Origin of the sequence: Candidatus Manganitrophus noduliformans (genome assembly GCF_012184425.1) — a bacterium.
Taxonomy (GTDB): domain Bacteria; phylum Nitrospirota; class Nitrospiria; order SBBL01; family Manganitrophaceae; genus Manganitrophus; species Manganitrophus noduliformans.
The window spans coordinates 1,749,802-1,766,320 of sequence record NZ_VTOW01000001.1 but is presented as its reverse complement, the minus strand read 5'-3'; the positions used below and the strand labels follow the sequence as shown (position 1 = coordinate 1,766,320).

Annotated in this window: 14 protein-coding genes and 1 pseudogene; 7 read left to right on the top strand and 8 right to left on the bottom strand. The window is 59.0% G+C overall.

The window, feature by feature from the left end:
* Positions 1 to 82: 82 nt before the first annotated feature.
* Positions 83 to 3,025, bottom strand: coding sequence for a PAS domain S-box protein (locus tag MNODULE_RS08605; RefSeq protein WP_168059019.1), 2,943 nt, complete (start codon positions 3,023 to 3,025; stop codon positions 83 to 85).
* 342 nt (positions 3,026 to 3,367) lie between these two features.
* Between MNODULE_RS08605 and MNODULE_RS08600 the strand changes: the two genes are divergently transcribed.
* A complete protein-coding gene (locus MNODULE_RS08600) occupies positions 3,368 to 3,610 on the top strand; it encodes a hypothetical protein (RefSeq protein ID WP_168059018.1) in 243 nt (80 codons plus the stop codon).
* 1,183 nt (positions 3,611 to 4,793) lie between these two features.
* Here the strand turns inward: MNODULE_RS08600 and MNODULE_RS24450 are convergent.
* The 7 genes and pseudogenes from MNODULE_RS24450 to MNODULE_RS08575 form a co-directional block, all read right to left on the bottom strand.
* Positions 4,794 to 5,420, bottom strand: a complete 627-nt coding sequence (locus MNODULE_RS24450) for a hypothetical protein (protein ID WP_202882149.1) — start codon at positions 5,418 to 5,420, stop codon at positions 4,794 to 4,796.
* Positions 5,421 to 5,454: 34 nt separating this feature from the next.
* Positions 5,455 to 5,715: a hypothetical protein gene (locus tag MNODULE_RS24655; protein ID WP_238339241.1), complete on the bottom strand. Its 261-nt coding sequence runs from the start codon at positions 5,713 to 5,715 to the stop codon at positions 5,455 to 5,457.
* A gap of 153 nt (positions 5,716 to 5,868) precedes the next feature.
* Positions 5,869 to 5,928 (bottom strand): annotated as a pseudogene (locus tag MNODULE_RS25430) (hypothetical protein); the annotation flags it as partial.
* Between the two features lie 206 nt (positions 5,929 to 6,134).
* A complete protein-coding gene (locus MNODULE_RS08590; RefSeq protein WP_168059017.1) occupies positions 6,135 to 6,797 on the bottom strand; it encodes a hypothetical protein in 663 nt (220 codons plus the stop codon).
* A gap of 320 nt (positions 6,798 to 7,117) precedes the next feature.
* Positions 7,118 to 8,299, bottom strand: a complete 1,182-nt coding sequence (gene thiI / locus MNODULE_RS08585; RefSeq protein WP_168059016.1) for a tRNA uracil 4-sulfurtransferase ThiI — start codon at positions 8,297 to 8,299, stop codon at positions 7,118 to 7,120.
* 84 nt (positions 8,300 to 8,383) lie between these two features.
* Positions 8,384 to 8,836 (bottom strand): DUF5069 domain-containing protein, encoded by a 453-nt coding sequence (locus MNODULE_RS08580; RefSeq protein ID WP_168059015.1) that lies wholly within the window; start codon positions 8,834 to 8,836, stop codon positions 8,384 to 8,386.
* 15 nt (positions 8,837 to 8,851) lie between these two features.
* Positions 8,852 to 8,989, bottom strand: a complete 138-nt coding sequence (locus MNODULE_RS08575) for a hypothetical protein (RefSeq protein WP_168059014.1) — start codon at positions 8,987 to 8,989, stop codon at positions 8,852 to 8,854.
* 94 nt (positions 8,990 to 9,083) lie between these two features.
* Between MNODULE_RS08575 and MNODULE_RS08570 the strand changes: the two genes are divergently transcribed.
* The 6 genes from MNODULE_RS08570 to MNODULE_RS08545 are packed head-to-tail and all read left to right on the top strand — an operon-like array spanning position 9,084 to position 16,355.
* Complete coding sequence (locus MNODULE_RS08570) at positions 9,084 to 9,464, top strand: sensory rhodopsin transducer (protein ID WP_168059013.1); 381 nt, start codon at positions 9,084 to 9,086, stop codon at positions 9,462 to 9,464.
* Between the two features lie 40 nt (positions 9,465 to 9,504).
* Entirely contained in the window at positions 9,505 to 11,298 is a 1,794-nt protein-coding gene (locus tag MNODULE_RS08565; RefSeq protein WP_168059012.1) for a thiamine pyrophosphate-requiring protein, read from the top strand.
* Positions 11,298 to 12,407: an enolase C-terminal domain-like protein gene (locus tag MNODULE_RS08560; RefSeq protein ID WP_168059254.1), complete on the top strand. Its 1,110-nt coding sequence runs from the start codon at positions 11,298 to 11,300 to the stop codon at positions 12,405 to 12,407. Before MNODULE_RS08565 ends, MNODULE_RS08560 begins: the two co-directional genes overlap by 1 nt.
* 33 nt (positions 12,408 to 12,440) lie before the next feature.
* A complete protein-coding gene (locus tag MNODULE_RS08555; RefSeq protein ID WP_202882146.1) occupies positions 12,441 to 12,881 on the top strand; it encodes a DoxX family protein in 441 nt (146 codons plus the stop codon).
* A gap of 16 nt (positions 12,882 to 12,897) precedes the next feature.
* On the top strand, positions 12,898 to 15,927 hold the full coding sequence (locus MNODULE_RS08550) for an FAD-binding and (Fe-S)-binding domain-containing protein (protein ID WP_202882145.1): 3,030 nt from the start codon (positions 12,898 to 12,900) through the stop codon (positions 15,925 to 15,927).
* Positions 15,924 to 16,355, top strand: coding sequence for a PPC domain-containing DNA-binding protein (locus MNODULE_RS08545; protein WP_168059009.1), 432 nt, complete (start codon positions 15,924 to 15,926; stop codon positions 16,353 to 16,355). The genes MNODULE_RS08550 and MNODULE_RS08545 overlap by 4 nt, the downstream gene beginning before the upstream one ends.
* Positions 16,356 to 16,519 lie beyond the last annotated feature (164 nt).

Sequence of the window (16,519 nt, the reverse complement as noted above, 5' to 3'; positions counted from 1 at the left end):
GAGGGTGCGGAGAGAACGTCCGCACCCTCTTTGAATGATCTAAGCCGGGCCATCCGGGGATGGAGCGGCCTGGCTCTGTCGATCAATTTTTATCCGAGACGTGCGGCGGAGAATAAAATCGGAAAAGATTTCCCCCTTGTTTTTTAGCGCGGTACATCGCCTGATCGGCTTTTTGCAGCAATGTTTCGGCATCCGTTCCGTCACGCGGGTAAAGAGAAATGCCGATGCTCGCCGTCACTGAAAAAAGATACCCCTCCAGGCTGAACGGCTCGGCCAATGCATTGACGATATTCTGCGCGATGATCGTGACGTTTTGGGCTTCCGACAGATCGGGGATGATCAGGGTGAATTCATCCCCTCCCAGCCGGGCAACCGTATCGCTTCGACGGGTAGAATGGGTCAACCGCTCGGCCATCTCTTTGAGCAATCGATCTCCGATCGCGTGCCCGAATGAATCATTAATTTCCTTAAACCCGTCCAGATCGAGAAAAAAGACGGCGATCAACTTCGGATAACGCCGGGCCCGCTCGACGGCTTGGTTCAGCCGATCGGTAAAAACGACCCGATTCGGCAAGTGGGTCAATGCGTCGTGACTCGCCAAAAACTGAAGGTGATCCTCCATCCGTTTTCGTTCCTTGATCTCCTCTTGAGCCGCCCGATAGAGTCGGGCATTGTCCACCGCCATGCCGACCCGGCGGGCCAAATCTTCCGCCAGCGCCAGATCGGCCGGACAATAGCGACGGCCCGAATCGGTCAACACAAACGAGATGGCGCCGAGCGTCCGCTCCCGGGCTAAAAGCGGCACGATGATCGCCGATGTCAACCCAAGCGATCGGCCGATTTTCAGATGCGCTTCATTCTGCGCGACGGACGCCAACATCGCATCGGTAATCTCCGGGAGGAAGATCGGCTTTCCGGTCCGCAGAACCCGTTGAAGAGGGTGTTTTCCGCCCGGGTCGGGCGGATAGCGGTGGATCAGCTCTTTTCCGATCTTCTCTTTGGAAGGGTCGGTCGCGGCCACGGCCAGACGGCGCACCGTTTGATCTTCTTCCAAAATATCGACCACGCAACCGTCGGCCAGATAGGGGACCGCGAGGCGCGCCACGCTGGAAAGGGTCGCCTCATAATCCAAAGAGGAGGAAAGAAGGGTGCTGGCCTCCGCCAGAAAGGCCATGTGTCGGCGCGCTTCCTCCGCTTGGGCGCGCGCAACTCGCTCTTGAATTAAGAATCGGTCCCGTTCTTCCTCCGTCCGTTTGCGCTCGCTGATATCCCGAATATAGCCGGTGAACAGGGGGGGCCCGTCCAGATGAATGCGGGTAATGGTCAGCTCAACCGGAAACTCGCTCCCGTCGGCCCGCATCGCCGTCATTTCGATCCGGCGGTATAAGACCTTCTTTTCTTTGGCGGCAAGATAGTGGGCCAGACCGGTCCGATGCCGTTCCCGGAGAGAGGGGGGAATGATCAATTCCGCCATCTCCTTTCCGATCACATCGGCGCGGCGATAACCAAACGTGTTCTCGGCGGCCGGGTTGAATTCAACGATCTTCCCCTCATGATCGATGGTGATAATACAATCGAGCGACGATTCCAGAATCGCCCCCTTGCGCGCCTCGCTCTCGCGGAGCGCCTTCTCCATCTCTTTTCGCCCGGTGATATCCCGCTTGATCGACGAGACGCCGACGACCTTTCCCGCGTTGTCTCGAATCGGTGAAATCGTCATGGAGACGTCGATTCGCTTGCCGTCTTTTCTCACCCGTATCGTCTCGTAGTGGGTCACCGATTCCCCCTGCGCGATTCGATCCTGGATCTCCTGAAATTCATTCAGGCGCTCGGGCGGGAAGAGAATCGAGATCGGCTGGCCCAGAACCTCCTCCGAAGAATAACCGAAGATCTTCTCGGCCCCGCTGTTCCAGCTGGTGATGATCCCGTCGAGGGTCTTTCCGATGATGGCGTCTTCGGACGACTCGACAATCGCCGCCCATTGAACGAGGGTCTCCTCGGCCTGTTTCCGCGCCATGAATTGACCGATCTGGCTTCCTACGTTCGACATCATTTCGAGCAAGCTGTCGTCCGGCTTCCTTTTCCCGGAGCAAAAGAACTCCATCACGCCGAGAATTTTATTCTGGCCTCGAACCGGAAATGCGAAGGCCCCATGCAGTCCCTCCTTTGCCGCAAGGGAGGCTCGGGCCAACAGCGGCTCCTCAGCCGCATCGATGATCCAGGCCGGCGCTCCATGGCTCCAGACCTGTCCGGGAAGGCCCTCGTTCGGCTCAAAAATCATCTCTCGACTCAACGCTTCAAAATCGGAGCGATTCGCGGAAGGGGCCTGCCAAGTTTCAACGCAGGTCAGGGCGCTGACCTGATCACTGACTCTCCAGAAAATACCGATCGTCCATCCCAGACTTTCACAGACGATCCGAAGGATTTTCGGAACGGCGTCCGACAGGGTTTTGGACTGGGCCAACACATGTGTGATGGCATGCTCCGCGGCAAGCCGCTCTCTGAACAGCTTGCCTTCTTGGGTGTTCTGTTTTAATTCGGCAAGTTGAATCCTGAGATTAAAACGACAGGTCACCTGCCGAGCCGCTGTTCGCAGGGATTCGATCTGATCGGGATGGAGCACTTTCGGAGACGGACCCATCACACAGAGCGTTCCCACAACCTCTCCCCGGTCGGTCATGAGAGGCACGCCGGCGTAAAAGCGAAGCGGACCGGAGAGGACCCGTGGGTCCGTTGAAAATCGCGGGTCGATCGACACATCCGACACGATAAAAACATCGGATTGCAAAATGGCGTGGGAGAAAAACGGCAGGTCAGGCGGATTCGCTTGCGGCTCCAGGCCGATGCCCGACTTGATGTAGTGTTGGTTGTTCTCGATGACGTGGATAAATGCGATCGGCGCGGAACAGAGTTGAGCGGCAAGACGGGTGAGGTCGTCGAAGGTTTCTTCGGATAATATGTTTACGATCGCCGGTCCATGACGGGCGTTCAACCCCGCGCCCTCTTCCGACCTAGGTCCCTTCATTGTTTCTCCAATAATTTGAACACGCACGCGCGTCGCATTCCTCGCAGCTTGCTGCGAAGGTTAGACGCGCGAATACAAATAGAGTCTTTCCATCCTTTCGGGTCGAAGATTCCCCGCAGCTTGCTGCGGGGAATCTTCAATTTCAAAACACTTGCGCGCACTCATTCAGTCAACTCTTATGGCAAAGGATCAACGATCTTCCAGATCTGCTTCTCATCCAATTCTCATCTAATTATGCCACTTTTTATTCAATCGGTATGACATAAGTCCATGTTTTAATTAATATTTTTCTAAATGATAACGTCTAGGCATAACAGTTGCCGTAAAAAATATGTTACTTTATTGGGGTATGGAAGGAGCGGTCCAAAGGAAAAATTCGGAGACTTCGGAGACGATGGAAGGGAGGAACTTGAAAGGTTATCGCCCGATTTCGCCCTGAAAACGGAACTCTCGGACCACAACCCCCTCTACGCCGAGCTTGATGAGAGCGTCGATGTCGGGCTTCGCCTCGGCTTGATGGATCGCCTCCAGGCGGGCGCGGACGGCGGGGTGCGGCGGAGGATCGGAAGCGCGGCCACTTCCTGAATCACGGCGAGACTAGAAAATGGGAATGAGAAAATGGGGACTGTCCCCATTTTCCAAACAGTTCATGCTTCAATGTCCCCTTAGATCCTTCGTATTCAAGAACATTGGTGGTGCCGGACACTGAGCCTTCACCACTGTTGCCGCATTTCCGGTTCTTTCGCGTATTAGACTCTCGAGTTCATCCATATGTCGCTCAAACTTGCTGCTTTCGAGTGGTATGCCCATTGCGGTGTAACAGACAACGATTGTATCGCCGTATGTAACCGCCCAGATGCGAATGGGCTGCCGCCAGCACTCAATGGGAAGCTGCCCCGTATCTTTACAAGAAATGTCTTTTCGGCCTGCGTACTCCCGGATGGCTGCAAGCACCGCACTGTCACTGTCCTTTGGCAGCGCTACCGCAGCTTCTGGACCGCTTATGTCAATGCGACGATGAAACCAGGAATCGCAACCCGCCACGATCCCTATGAACAACGCTAGTAAGATTGTTCGAATTCTCATAAGTCCCAACGCTCGCGCCGAGCCGCCGCCTCGGAGCGTAGTGACGAGGGAACCGCCAGAAAGAGAAGCGCGCTGGCAGCGGTCGGCTCGAGCGTATTGTTGTGCAGCGGGCACTGGCTAATCAGTGTAGAAGGTCCATGTGACCCGTGACACAATGCCATCTTGTACTTCGAGTTCAAATGCATCTGATTCGCACTGGTACGAAAAGCGGTTGTTGTGGGTGTCGGTTTCCTTTCCGAGTACACGCTGAAATTCTGCAAGGGGGCGACCGACCCGAAGTCCAGATACCAGGGCAACCGTTGACGTTTCGACCACGAGTTCTTGTAGGAGCAGCCGTTCGGGCGAACCTGGGACGATGAGTACTGTGGCGCGTCCGCCTGCAAACTGCGCAGACCGTTTGGTGATGTGGCTACCTGAGAGATGAGGGTTGGGAAATGTCTGGGTGTCTTCGCGGAGGGGTTCACCGAGAGCAGCGTGAATCTGAGCCCACGAGTTAGTAGGAAAGCCCCATCCTCCCGAGCAGAATTGCTCGACCACAGGCACCTGGGCACTCGCAGCACTACCGAGCACTAGAGAAAAGAGCCCGATAACTAGGACCGTCTTCATTTGGCTGCCCAATGACCAAGCTCACGCGCCGGCGTAGCCGGTCGCGTGTAGCACCGTGTTAGGCTTGTTCGTTTTTCTATCCATTCGGACCAAAGGGTTCAACGGGTTTGAAGATACCGGTCTTTGTCATGCTTCTCTTCAGATCAAACTGCGCAAGGACCTCAACAATATCTAAGTTCTGTAAATTGTCAAAGTTTATATGAGACCAAGAGTCCCGGTCTACCCGGACCGAATAAAGATACTCATCCGTTACATGGCCAGTTGCTCGATCCGGGCGTTGCGAATATGCGGAGAGCACCAATTCCTGTGCGTTGGGTAAAGCACTAAATGTCTCTCCAATAATCCTGAATCCAATGCCATGCACATGACGCATGTACAGTCGTTGAATCTGCGTAGCTGACATTTCCTTTACGGACAGCTTATAGCCTCGCTGCGGAGCCGAAGCTGTTTTCCTCGGCATATCTTCTAGTTCCGGAAGATCGACATCGACGAACACTCTTTTTCCGTCATCAAGAATCTCCGTTGATACAATTGTCTCGCGCGGCCAAACAATGCTCTGTAGATTCTCTTCCAGAAAGTCTTTCATCAGTTCCACATTGGAGTAGATGCCTCGTTCGATTACATCCTTGCGACGTTCCTCGGCTTCATCAAACTCGCGTTTGGCCGCTCGCCAATTTTCAAGGTCTTCCTCGAACTGACGCACTCTTTCTTGGTTTTCTCTTTCTATCTTTTCGCGTTTAGAAAGAGCATGCCGATAGCCCAGCTTTCTTTGGAACCGGCTTTGCGGGAGAGGATTCTGGAAACTCTTGAGGTTGATATTGCGGCTTTACATTGGGGTTCGGAGTATCGACATGAATTTCCCCGAGTGCTTCGATTTGTGCATTTATCTCATCACATTTCTTTTGAATAAGATCTCGTATTGCGTCGCCTTGTTGTTTTTTTGCTGCACTGATCAGATGTTCTGCAAGAGGGTTTCCATCTGCATCCCTGAAATACACCGTTCCATCATCTGTTACTCCGATAGTGACAGACATACTTGAGTAGGATGACGCACTTGAGCGACTGCCCGCACGCGAACCTCCTATACGCTCCCGGGCGTGGAATCCTGTTCCGGGAATACCGGAGTTAAGGTATGTGCCTCGCTTCCCAATACCAATAGACGCGCCTCTAGAGCCAAGAGTCCAGCTTACGCCACTGCCGCTGAAGTTCATTCGGATACCGGGGGCGAGCTTTACTGACCTTCGAAAACGGAGCCCCATACTGTTCCTCCCGACTCTGTTGAAAGTCCTCGAACAAGCCTAACGAAAAAGCTGAGCCGCCGCTGAAACGACCCTCACCAAAATAATGCGGGCTCTTTAGCGGTTGGGCTTGGAAGATCATACCAACAGTAAATAGGGATGTGTCCCTCATTTTGTTCCTAACCGTGGAAAGACCACTCAAATTGAATGACGAGATGATCCGTTTGTCCAACAGGCACGTTCTGTGACAGAACACCGTCTTTCTGCATCTTAAGGATCAGGTTTTTCCAGATATTTTGTCGTACTTGCTTAGAAACGTTGACCATGTTCTGAAATGGAAAGACCAGAATCATCGGAAGCCACTGAACTGTTGTCATCGCATCCGTAAGCTCGTATATATGCTCTTTTCCATCCTGTGTTGTCACCTTCGCCGTAACGGTGTAGTGATCTGTCGCCCATGATGGGATAGTGTAAAGACTGAAACCTGTAATCATGGCTGGAATCATTGCGGCAGGTGTTCCGGAGTTGACCAGACGGACTTCTATATTCATTTCAGCTTGTCCTCCGGGAGTCAACGAGGCAAAGTAACCAGATTCCCTGAACACAGAGATAAACTCGTCTTCTAGCTTTTTGCGCACATTTTCTTGGTGTTCTTGCTTCCCAAAAAGGTCAATCCCAGAAGAAAAAGAATACGATGCGGTTGGTTTACTATTATTTTCACTAAGCTGGAGAAGATTTGCCGCATTTGGTAGCTGATTTCTAGAAAATGACGCACATCCTGTGAACAACAGTAACAATATTACTGCCATACTCGCGGACTTTACTTTACTTCGAATATTCATCTTTAATTCTCCATCTATGTCCTCGCCCAAATTATATTAGACAGAATCTCTTCCGCCTTTAATTACAGAAGTTTTTCTGCCTTTCATTGCAGAACAGCTCATAACCTGTTGAGAAGGTTTAACCCCATGAAGTCATGAACCGGGTTAGACGGAAAAGTTTATGTTTTAAAATGATAAACGGATGGGATATATCATAAGGGGAACCCTAAAAGCAATATCATAGGGACAAACCTATTTCAGTCGGCTCATCGGGGGAAGATGATCCAGGCTCGAAGTGGAGGGAGTCGGGTTCCACCGCCCCTTAAAAGAGCGAAGCGTGGCTATCCTTCTCCAAAACGAAACTCCCGCATCACCACCCCTTCCACCCCCATCTTGACCAGCCCGTCGATGTCGAGCTTCGCCTCGGCTTGATGGATCGCCTCCAGGCGGGCGCGGACGGCGGGGTGCGGCGGGATGAAGAGACGGCAGCAGTCTTGATCGGGCTGAATCGAAATCGGATAGGTTCCGATCTCCTGCGCCACGGTAATAATCTCATCTTTGTTGAAGCCGATCAGGGGGCGGAGGATCGGAAGCGCGGCCACTTCCTCAATCACGGCGAGATTCTCCAGCGTCTGCGAGGCGACCTGCCCCACGCTCTCCCCGGTCAAGAGCGCTTTGGCCCCCTCCCGCCGCGCCAATTCCTGGGCGATCCGAACCATGAACCGGCGGTAGAGGACGACCCGAAGGGCCGGGGGGGCGCTCGTGACGATCTGGCGCTGGACCTCTCCGAAGGGAACGGCATAAAGCCGCGAGTGGAACTGATACGCCGTGAGATGCTCCACCAGTTCCTCCGCCTTCTCCCAAGAAGCCTTGGTGACGAAGGGGTAACTATGAAAGTGGATGAAGGAGACGGTGCATCCCCGCTTCATCATCTGGTAGGAGGCGACGGGAGAGTCGATCCCGCCGGAGATCAACGCGGCGACCGGGCCGGAGACGCCGACCGGAAGCCCGCCGGGTCCGCGATGTTTCTCCGTATAGATCAACGCCTCCCTCGGAAGGATTTCGACGTGAAAGGTCCGCTCCGGATTTTCCAGATCGACCCGCGCGCCGCTCTTCTCTTCTACAAATCGGCCCAGTCGCTCATTCAACTCCTGCGACCGGATCGGGTAGCTTTTGTCTCCGCGCCGCGCCGACATTCGAAAGCTCGCAAAGGCTTTTTCGGGAATCAGCGCGGCGATGGTCTCTTCAATCGCTTCGTAACCGGTCGACCGCCGCCAGGCGGGTGAATAGTTGGCGATCCCAAAAACAGATTTAAGCCGTCCGACGATCTCCGTCCAATTCGCCCCCTCCTCCAGGAAAAGGATAATTCTTCCCCGCGGCGCGACGATTTTTTGAACGCCGAGGCGCAAGGTGGCCTGTTGAATGTTTTCGATCAATTGGCGGACAAAGAGCGGACGGTTATCCCCTTTGAGGGCAATCTCGTGGTAGTGAACGACTAAACTGTTGGGTGGCATTTTTGACATAACGGGGCATCATAACATGGGCGGAGAACGAAAACCAGCAAGAGAGTGGCGCACGCTTCACCCCCTACTCTCCACGCTTCGCTCTTAACGCTTCACCGTCCTCTGAGGCACTTCCCTTCCCTCTTCCAGATCGAGCAGATCGATCCAGCTCGTGACGTCGGTCCGGTTGGGGGCGACCCGCTCCCGCGTTTTGAGGAATCGCCAGCGGCTCTCCTCGTCCTGCGGGGTCCGGCTCAAAAACTCCCGATTCCAGGCATCGATCTGCTCGGGCGTATGGACCTTGGCGTTGTGCTGAAACCACTTCAGGAGATCCTGATCCCCCAGCTCGACCGCCGCTTTCTGGAACAGATCTCCGTCGAGGCCGAGAAATTTCAAGAGCGCCTGATCAAGCGGACAGGGATAGAGATACTCTCCCAGGGTGCCCGCCCCCTTCGCCCGCGCCTTGTCGGCCATCCGGGCCAGATGCGCGTAGCCGCCGAGCTTCTCTTTGGGGCTTCTCGGAAACGCTTTCGTCAAATCGGGCGCTTTTTCCTTCATCGCGATCTCCTCCACTCACAGGTGATTGATTTTTCCAGTGTAACCGATCCGATCTTTTGCTTCAATTCGGATCGGCGGCAGGCGGACCCCGAATTGGGCGCCGACGCGCCACACGCTTCCGCGAATGGAGATCATCCGGATGGATGATTGCATCGCCGCCGCCGGTCTCTATACAATTTTTCTTATCGGGAGCCGGGCCGCATAGAATGAAAGCCGGCTTTCACAACAACAAGCGCCTAAGGAAGAGATGCGCTCACCCATCGGAAAAAGACATTGGGCGATTGCGGAGGGGTACATCCCCGGCTGGAGTCACGGGCCGGAGCCGCAGTTCACCAGCCATGAGACGGCCTGTATTCTCAATACCGCCGATCAAGAGGCGCACGTGGAGATCACGATCTATTACGCCGATCGGGAGCCGGTCGGACCCTACCGGGTGACGGTCCCCGCCCGGCGCACCCGGCATCTTCGCTTCAACGACCTGAACGATCCGGAGCCGATCCCGCGCGACACCGACTACGCCAGCGTCTTCGACTCGGACGTCCCGATCGTCGTCCAGCACACCCGGCTCGACTCGCGCCAAGCGGAGAATGCGCTGCTCACGACCATCGCATACGCCGGCAACGAATAATCGACAACATCGTCAATCTCAATGATGAGGAGGGGTTTTCATGGCTGAGACGGTCAGCGATTTTATGGTGAAACGGCTTTTGGACTGGGGGATCAAACGGATCTACGGCTATCCCGGCGATGGCATCAACGGCATCATGGGGGCGCTCAACCGCGCCTCCGATTCGATGGCGTTCGTCCAGGTCCGGCACGAAGAGATGGCCGCCTTCATGGCCTGCGCGCATGCCAAGTTCACCGGCGAGGTCGGCGTCTGTCTCGCCACCTCCGGACCGGGAGCGATCCATCTGCTCAACGGCCTCTACGACGCCCAGCTCGACCACCAGCCGGTGGTGGCGATCGTCGGACAGCAGGCGCGGACCGCCCTCGGCGGGCACTATCAGCAGGAGGTCGATCTGATCACCCTCTTCAAAGATGTGGCGCACGAATATGTCCACATGGCGACCGATCCGGCGCAGGTTCGCCATCTGATCGACCGGGCGATCCGGATCGCCAGGTCCGAGCGCTGCGTCACCTGCGTGATCGTTCCGGCCGACGTTCAGGAATTAGAGGCGGTGCCGAGCCCCGAGCGCAAGCACGGGACGATCTTCTCCGGCATCGGCTACGCCGACCCGCGGGTCGTCCCGGCCGACGCCGATCTGCGCCGGGCCGCCGACGTTCTCAACGCCGGGGAGCGGGTCGCCATCTTGATCGGCGCAGGGGCGATGGGGGCGGCCGACGAGGTGACCGAGGTCGCCGATCTTTTGGGAACCGGCGTCGCCAAAGCGCTCCTCGGGAAGGCGGCCCTCCCCGACGATCTTCCCTTCGTCACCGGTTCGATCGGCCTGCTCGGCACCCGGCCGAGTTGGGAGATGATGGCGAACTGCGACACCCTTCTGATGATCGGAAGCCGCTTTCCCTACTCCGAGTTCCTCCCGAAAGAGGGACAGGCGCGCGGCGTGCAGATCGATCTCGACGGGCGGATGCTGAGCATGCGCTATCCGATGGAGGTCAACCTCGTCGGCGACAGCAAAGAGACCCTCCGGGCGCTGATTCCTTACTTGCAGCGGAAGCGGGACCGGCGATGGCGGGAGTGGATCGAGGGAACCATCGCCGAGTGGTGGCGGGTCCTGGAGGCGCGCGCCATGAACGACGCCGACCCGCTGAATCCCCAGCGGGTCGCCTGGGAGCTCTCGCCGCGCCTGCCGGACAATGCAATCATCGCCTGCGACACCGGCTCGGTCACCAACTGGTATGCCCGCGACATCAAGCTCCGGCGCGGGATGATGGGCTCGGTCTCGGGAACGCTCGCGACGATGGGACCGGGGGTCCCCTACGCCATCGCCGCCAAGTTCGCCTTCCCCGACCGGCCGGTCTTCGCGCTGGTCGGCGACGGATCGATGCAGATGGCCGGGAACAACGAGCTGATCACCGTCGCGAAATATTGGAAGGAGTGGCGCAATCCACAGCTCATCGTTCTGGTTCTCAACAACCACGACCTGAACCAGGTCACCTGGGAGCAGCGGGTCTTGGTCGGCGACACCAAGTTCGAGGCGTCCCAAAACGTTCCCGATTTTCCCTATGCGGGCTACGCGGAGTCGATCGGCCTGAAGGGGATCCGGGTCGATTCGCCCGACGCCGTCGGCCCCGCCTGGGAGGAGGCGCTCGCCGCCGACCGTCCGGTCGTCGTCGAGGCGATCACCGACCCGAACGTGCCGCCGCTGCCGCCGCACATCACCTTCGAGCAGGCAAAGTCGTTCGCGATGTCGCTCTTCAAGGGAGATCCCGACGCGGTCGGCGTGATCCGGCAGTCGTTCAAGGATATGGTGGAGTCGTATCTTCCGCGCCGGGGGAAATGATGGCGACGCGATTCGCCGCCGGCCGCGTCCCCATCGACCGGATCGACGTCTCGGCCTATCGGATCCCGACCGATTTTTCGGAATCGGACGGCACGTTCGAGTGGACCGAAACGACGCTGGTGGTGGTCGAAGCGACGGCGGGAGAGGTCCGCGGCCTCGGATACAGCTACGCCGCCGACGCCGCCGCGCGATTGATCCGGGAGCGCCTTGCCCGGAGCGTTGAAGGGGGCGACGCGATGGCGGTCGCGGGGAGTTGGAGCGAGATGGTCCGGGCGGTCCGCAACCTCGGCCGCCCCGGGATCGCCTCGACGGCGATCGCCGCCGTCGACAACGCCCTCTGGGACCTCAAGGCGCGCCTCCTCGATCTGCCGCTCGTCACCCTGCTGGGGGCGGTCCGCGACGGCGTTCCGGCCTACGCGAGCGGGGGATTCACCTCCTACTCGATCCCGCAGCTTCAAAAACAGCTCGGCGGCTGGATCGCCGAGGGGTTCTCGCGCGTCAAGATGAAGGTCGGCCGGCACCCGGCGGCCGATCTCGACCGGGTCCGGGCCGCCCGGGAAGCGATCGGTCCGGGTCCGGAGCTCTTCGTCGATGCCAACGGCGCCTACGGTCGGAAAGAGGCGCTGGCCATGGCCGAGGCGTTCGCCGAATTCGGCGTCACCTGGTTCGAGGAGCCGGTCTCCTCCGACGATCTGGAAGGGCTCCGCCTGCTGCGCGACCGCGCCCCGGCCGGGATGGCGATCGCCGCCGGGGAATACGGTTATGACCTTCCCTACTTCGCACGGATGCTGGAGGCGGGAGCGGTCGATATCCTTCAGGCCGACGCCACCCGCTGCGGCGGAATCACCGGATTCTTGCAGACCGGACCGCTCTGCGACGCCCGCTCGATGCCGCTCTCGGCTCATACCGCCCCGTCGCTCCACACCCATCCCTGCTGCGCGCTGGCCCGGACGGTTCACGTGGAGTATTTCTATGATCACGCCCGGATCGAGCGGATGCTCTTCGACGGCGCGATCTCCCCGTCGGGCGGAATGCTCAAACCGGACCTCTCGCGTCCCGGATTGGGATTGGAATTGAAGCGGGCAGACGCGGAGAAGTATGCGGTGTGAAGGGATACGACCGCTAAAAAAATGGAGGTTCCCATGAAAACGGATTGGCACGATTATCTGGCGTTATTCGGCCGCATCTTCATTGCGGCGATTTTTTTCATGTCGGGGATCAATAAAATCCTGGCGCCCGGCGCAACGCAGGAGATGATGGCCCAGGCCGGCATGCCGCTCCCCGGCCTCTTTCTCGTCGGGGCGATCGTTCTCGAAATCGGCGGCGCCCTCTCCCTCCTCTTCGGAGCGTTCACCTTCTGGGGGAGCCTCGCCCTTTTGATCTTCATGATTCCGACGACCTTGATCTTTCACACCAACTTCGCCGACCCGAATCAGATGATCCACTTCATGAAAAATCTGGCGATGATCGGCGGCATTCTCTATGTGATGGGGGCGGGTCCGGGACGGATCAGCGTCGACGCCAAGCGGAAACCCGAATCATACCGTCGCACCGAAGCCGATGCGCGCCGGAGGGCCGCTTGATCGAAGAAGGAGAGAAATGCGGATGACAAAAAGGGTCGAGACCGATCACGCAGAAGTCCTGGCCGAAGCGATCCGATCGCGCATCAACGGCGAGGTCCGGTTCGACGCCGGCAGCCGCGCCCTCTACGCGGCCGACGCGTCGAACTACCGGCAGGTGCCGATCGGAGTGGTCATTCCAAAAACGGCCGAGGATGTGATCGAGACGATCGAGATCTGCCGCCGATATGGCGCGCCGATCCTCCCCCGCGGAGCCGGCACCAGTCTTGCCGGGCAGACCTGCAATGTCGCGGTGGTGATCGACTTCAGCAAGTATATGAACCGGATCATCGAGATCGACCCCGATCGGAAACGGGCCCGCGTCGAGCCGGGGGTCGTCCTCGACAACCTTCGGAGCGCCGCCGAGCGATTCGATCTCACCTTCGGCCCCGACCCGGCGACACACCGGTGGTGCACGCTGGGGGGGATGATCGGCAACAACTCCTGCGGCATCCACTCGGTGATGGCGGGGCGGACCGCCGACAATATCGAGACTTTGGAAATCCTCACCCACGACGGCCTTCGGATGCAGGCGGGAAAAACCGGCGACGATGCGCTGCAGAGAATCATTCAGGAGGGGGGGCGGCGGGGAGAAATTTACGCCAAGCTGAAATCGCTGCGGGACCGCCATGCCGGTCTGATCCGAGAGCGCTTTCCGCGGATTCCGCGGCGCGTGTCGGGGTACAGCCTGGAGCAGCTCCTTCCGGAGAACGGCTTCGACGTCGCCCGCGCGCTTGTCGGCTCGGAGGGGACCTGCGTGACCGTCCTGGAGGCGGTGGTTAAGCTCGTCCCGAGTCCCCCCAAGCGGGCCCTCGCCGTCCTCGGTTACCCCGACGTTTTCACCGCGGGGGACCATATCACGGAGGTGATGGCCCACGGGCCGGTCGGCCTGGAGGGGATCGACGACCGTCTGGTCGGCTATATCAGAAAGAAACACCTTCATGCGGAAAATGTCGATCTCCTCCCCGAGGGGGGGGGATGGCTCCTCGTCGAGTTCGGCGGCGAGGATCAAAAAGAGGCGAACGCGCGGGGGCGGGAGATGATGGAGGCGCTCCGGAAGGGGGAACGTCCCCCCGCCATGCATCTGTATGCCGATCCGGAAGATCAGGAGCGGATTTGGGAAATCCGCGAGTCGGGGCTCGGCGCGACGGCGTTTGTCCCCGGCGAGAAAGACTCCTGGCCCGGCTGGGAGGACTCGGCGGTCCATCCGGAGCGGCTCGGCGACTATCTTCGCGACCTGCGCCGGCTGCTGGACCGGCACGGATATCAGTGCGCCCTCTACGGCCACTTCGGACAGGCGTGCGTCCACACCCGGATCGATTTCGATCTGATCACGAAGGAGGGGATCGACCGCTACCGCGCTTTCCTCGACGAGGCGGCAGAGACCGTCCTCCGGTACGGCGGCTCTTTCTCCGGGGAGCACGGCGACGGACAGGCGCGCGGGGAGCTGCTTCAGAAAATGTACGGCCCGGAGCTGACGGCGGCGTTTCGGGAGTTCAAATCGATCTGGGACCCCTCGTGGAAGATGAATCCCGGAAAGGTGATCGAGCCCGATTTGATCACCGAGAACCTTCGGCTCGGAACCGGCTACAACCCGCCGGCGGTTGAGACCTATTTTCAATATCCCGAAGATGGAAGCTTCGCCCACGCGACCCTCCGCTGCGTCGGGGTCGGCAAGTGCCGGCGGGAGAGCGGGGGGACGATGTGCCCCAGCTATATGGTGACCCGGGAGGAAAAAGATACCACCCGGGGGCGGGCCCACGCCCTCTTCGAGATGCTGCAGGGAGACCCGATCACGGAAGGATGGCGGGACGATCATGTGGAGGAGACGCTCGATCTCTGCCTCGCCTGCAAAGGGTGCAAGGGGGACTGCCCGGTCAATGTCGATATCGCCACCTACAAGGCCGAGTTCCGCGCCCACTACTACAAGGGGAGACTCCGTCCGCGCTCCGCCTATTCGATGGGGCTGATCTACGGGTGGTCGCGGCTCGCCTCGACGGCGCCGCGGCTGGCGAACTTCGTCATGCAAACACCCTGGCTGAGCGGTCTGGCGAAAGCGGTCGGGGATATCGCCCCGGAGCGCCGGATCCCCGCTTTTGCCACCGAGACGTTTCGAGATTGGTTCCGCCGTCGGGAGGCCAAAAACGCCGCGGGCCCTCGTGTTCTCCTCTGGCCGGATACCTTCAATAATTTCTTTTATCCCGATACGGCCAAGGCGGCGGTCGAGGTGCTGGAAGGGCTCGGCTATCGGGTCGAGATTCCGCGGCGAATCCTCTGCTGCGGACGGCCGCTGTACGATTTCGGCTTTCTCGATCGGGCCAAAAAACGCTGGCGGCAGACGCTGGCGGCGCTGCAACCTGAAATCGAGGCGGGCATTCCCGTGGTCGGCCTGGAGCCGAGCTGCGTCGCCGCCTTTCGCGACGAGTTGGTGAACCTCTTCCCGCGTGACGAAGACGCGCTCCGCCTCAGCCGCCAGACGTTCATGTTGAGCGAATTTCTCGAAAAGAAAGTCGATCATTTCCAGCCGCCGCGGCTTGCGCGCAAGGCGGTGGTCCACGGGCACTGCCACCACAAGGCGATCATGAAGCTGAACGATGAGGAGAAGATCCTCGCCAAGCTCGGCCTCGATTTCGAAATTCTCGATTCCGGCTGCTGCGGGATGGCCGGGGCGTTCGGCTTCGAGAAGGCGCATTATGATGTCTCAATCGCCTCGGGGGAGCGGGTCCTCCTCCCCGCCGTCCGCGAAGCCGACGCGGAGACGCTGATCCTCTCCGACGGCTTCAGCTGCCGGGAGCAGATCGCCCAGACGACGAACCGGCGGGCGCTCCACCTGGCGGAAGTCCTTCAGATGGCGATGCGCCCCGCGCCGTCCGAGACGCCGAGCGAGAACGGGGGGGGAAAACACCGGCTCCCCGTGCGATTGAAGAAAACGGCCCCCCTTTTGGGGGCGGGCGCCCTGCTCGCCGGGGCCGCCTTGGCCTGGGGGCTGAAGCGAAGGAGCGCCGCATGAAGGAAAAGTTGATCCGAAACCGGGAAGAGCAGGTCTACGTCTTGGTATTCGACAAAGGAGACGCGGTGATGGAGGGGCTCTCGAAATTCGCCGAGACCCACCGGCTCGCCGCCGCCCAATTGACCGGGATCGGCGGGTTTCAAGATGTCTCCCTCGGCTTCTTCGAGCCGGACCGGAAGGGCTACAAGGCCATTCCGGTCCGGGAACAGGTCGAAGTTCTCTCGCTGACCGGCAACATCGCCCTGCATCAAGGCGCCCCCAAGGTCCACGCCCATGTCGTGGTCGGCAAGGCCGACGGCACGGCGCACGGCGGCCACCTTTTGGAAGGACATGTCTGGCCGACCCTGGAGATCGTGGTGACCGAATCCCCCCGCCACCTCCAGCGCCGGACCGATCCGGAGACCGGGCTCCCGTTGATCCGGCTGTAAGCGGCCCGATCGGTCCCCCGGATCGGGGGCCCCTTCCCCTTGGACCAAACGATCCCGGCGCGGCACCTTACCCTCCTGCGGGAAATCCCCACATTGACTTTCTCTCCCGGCTTGTGAAAAGATACGGCTTGATCGTCGCTGTCGTCTTTCGTCTCAAACGTCCT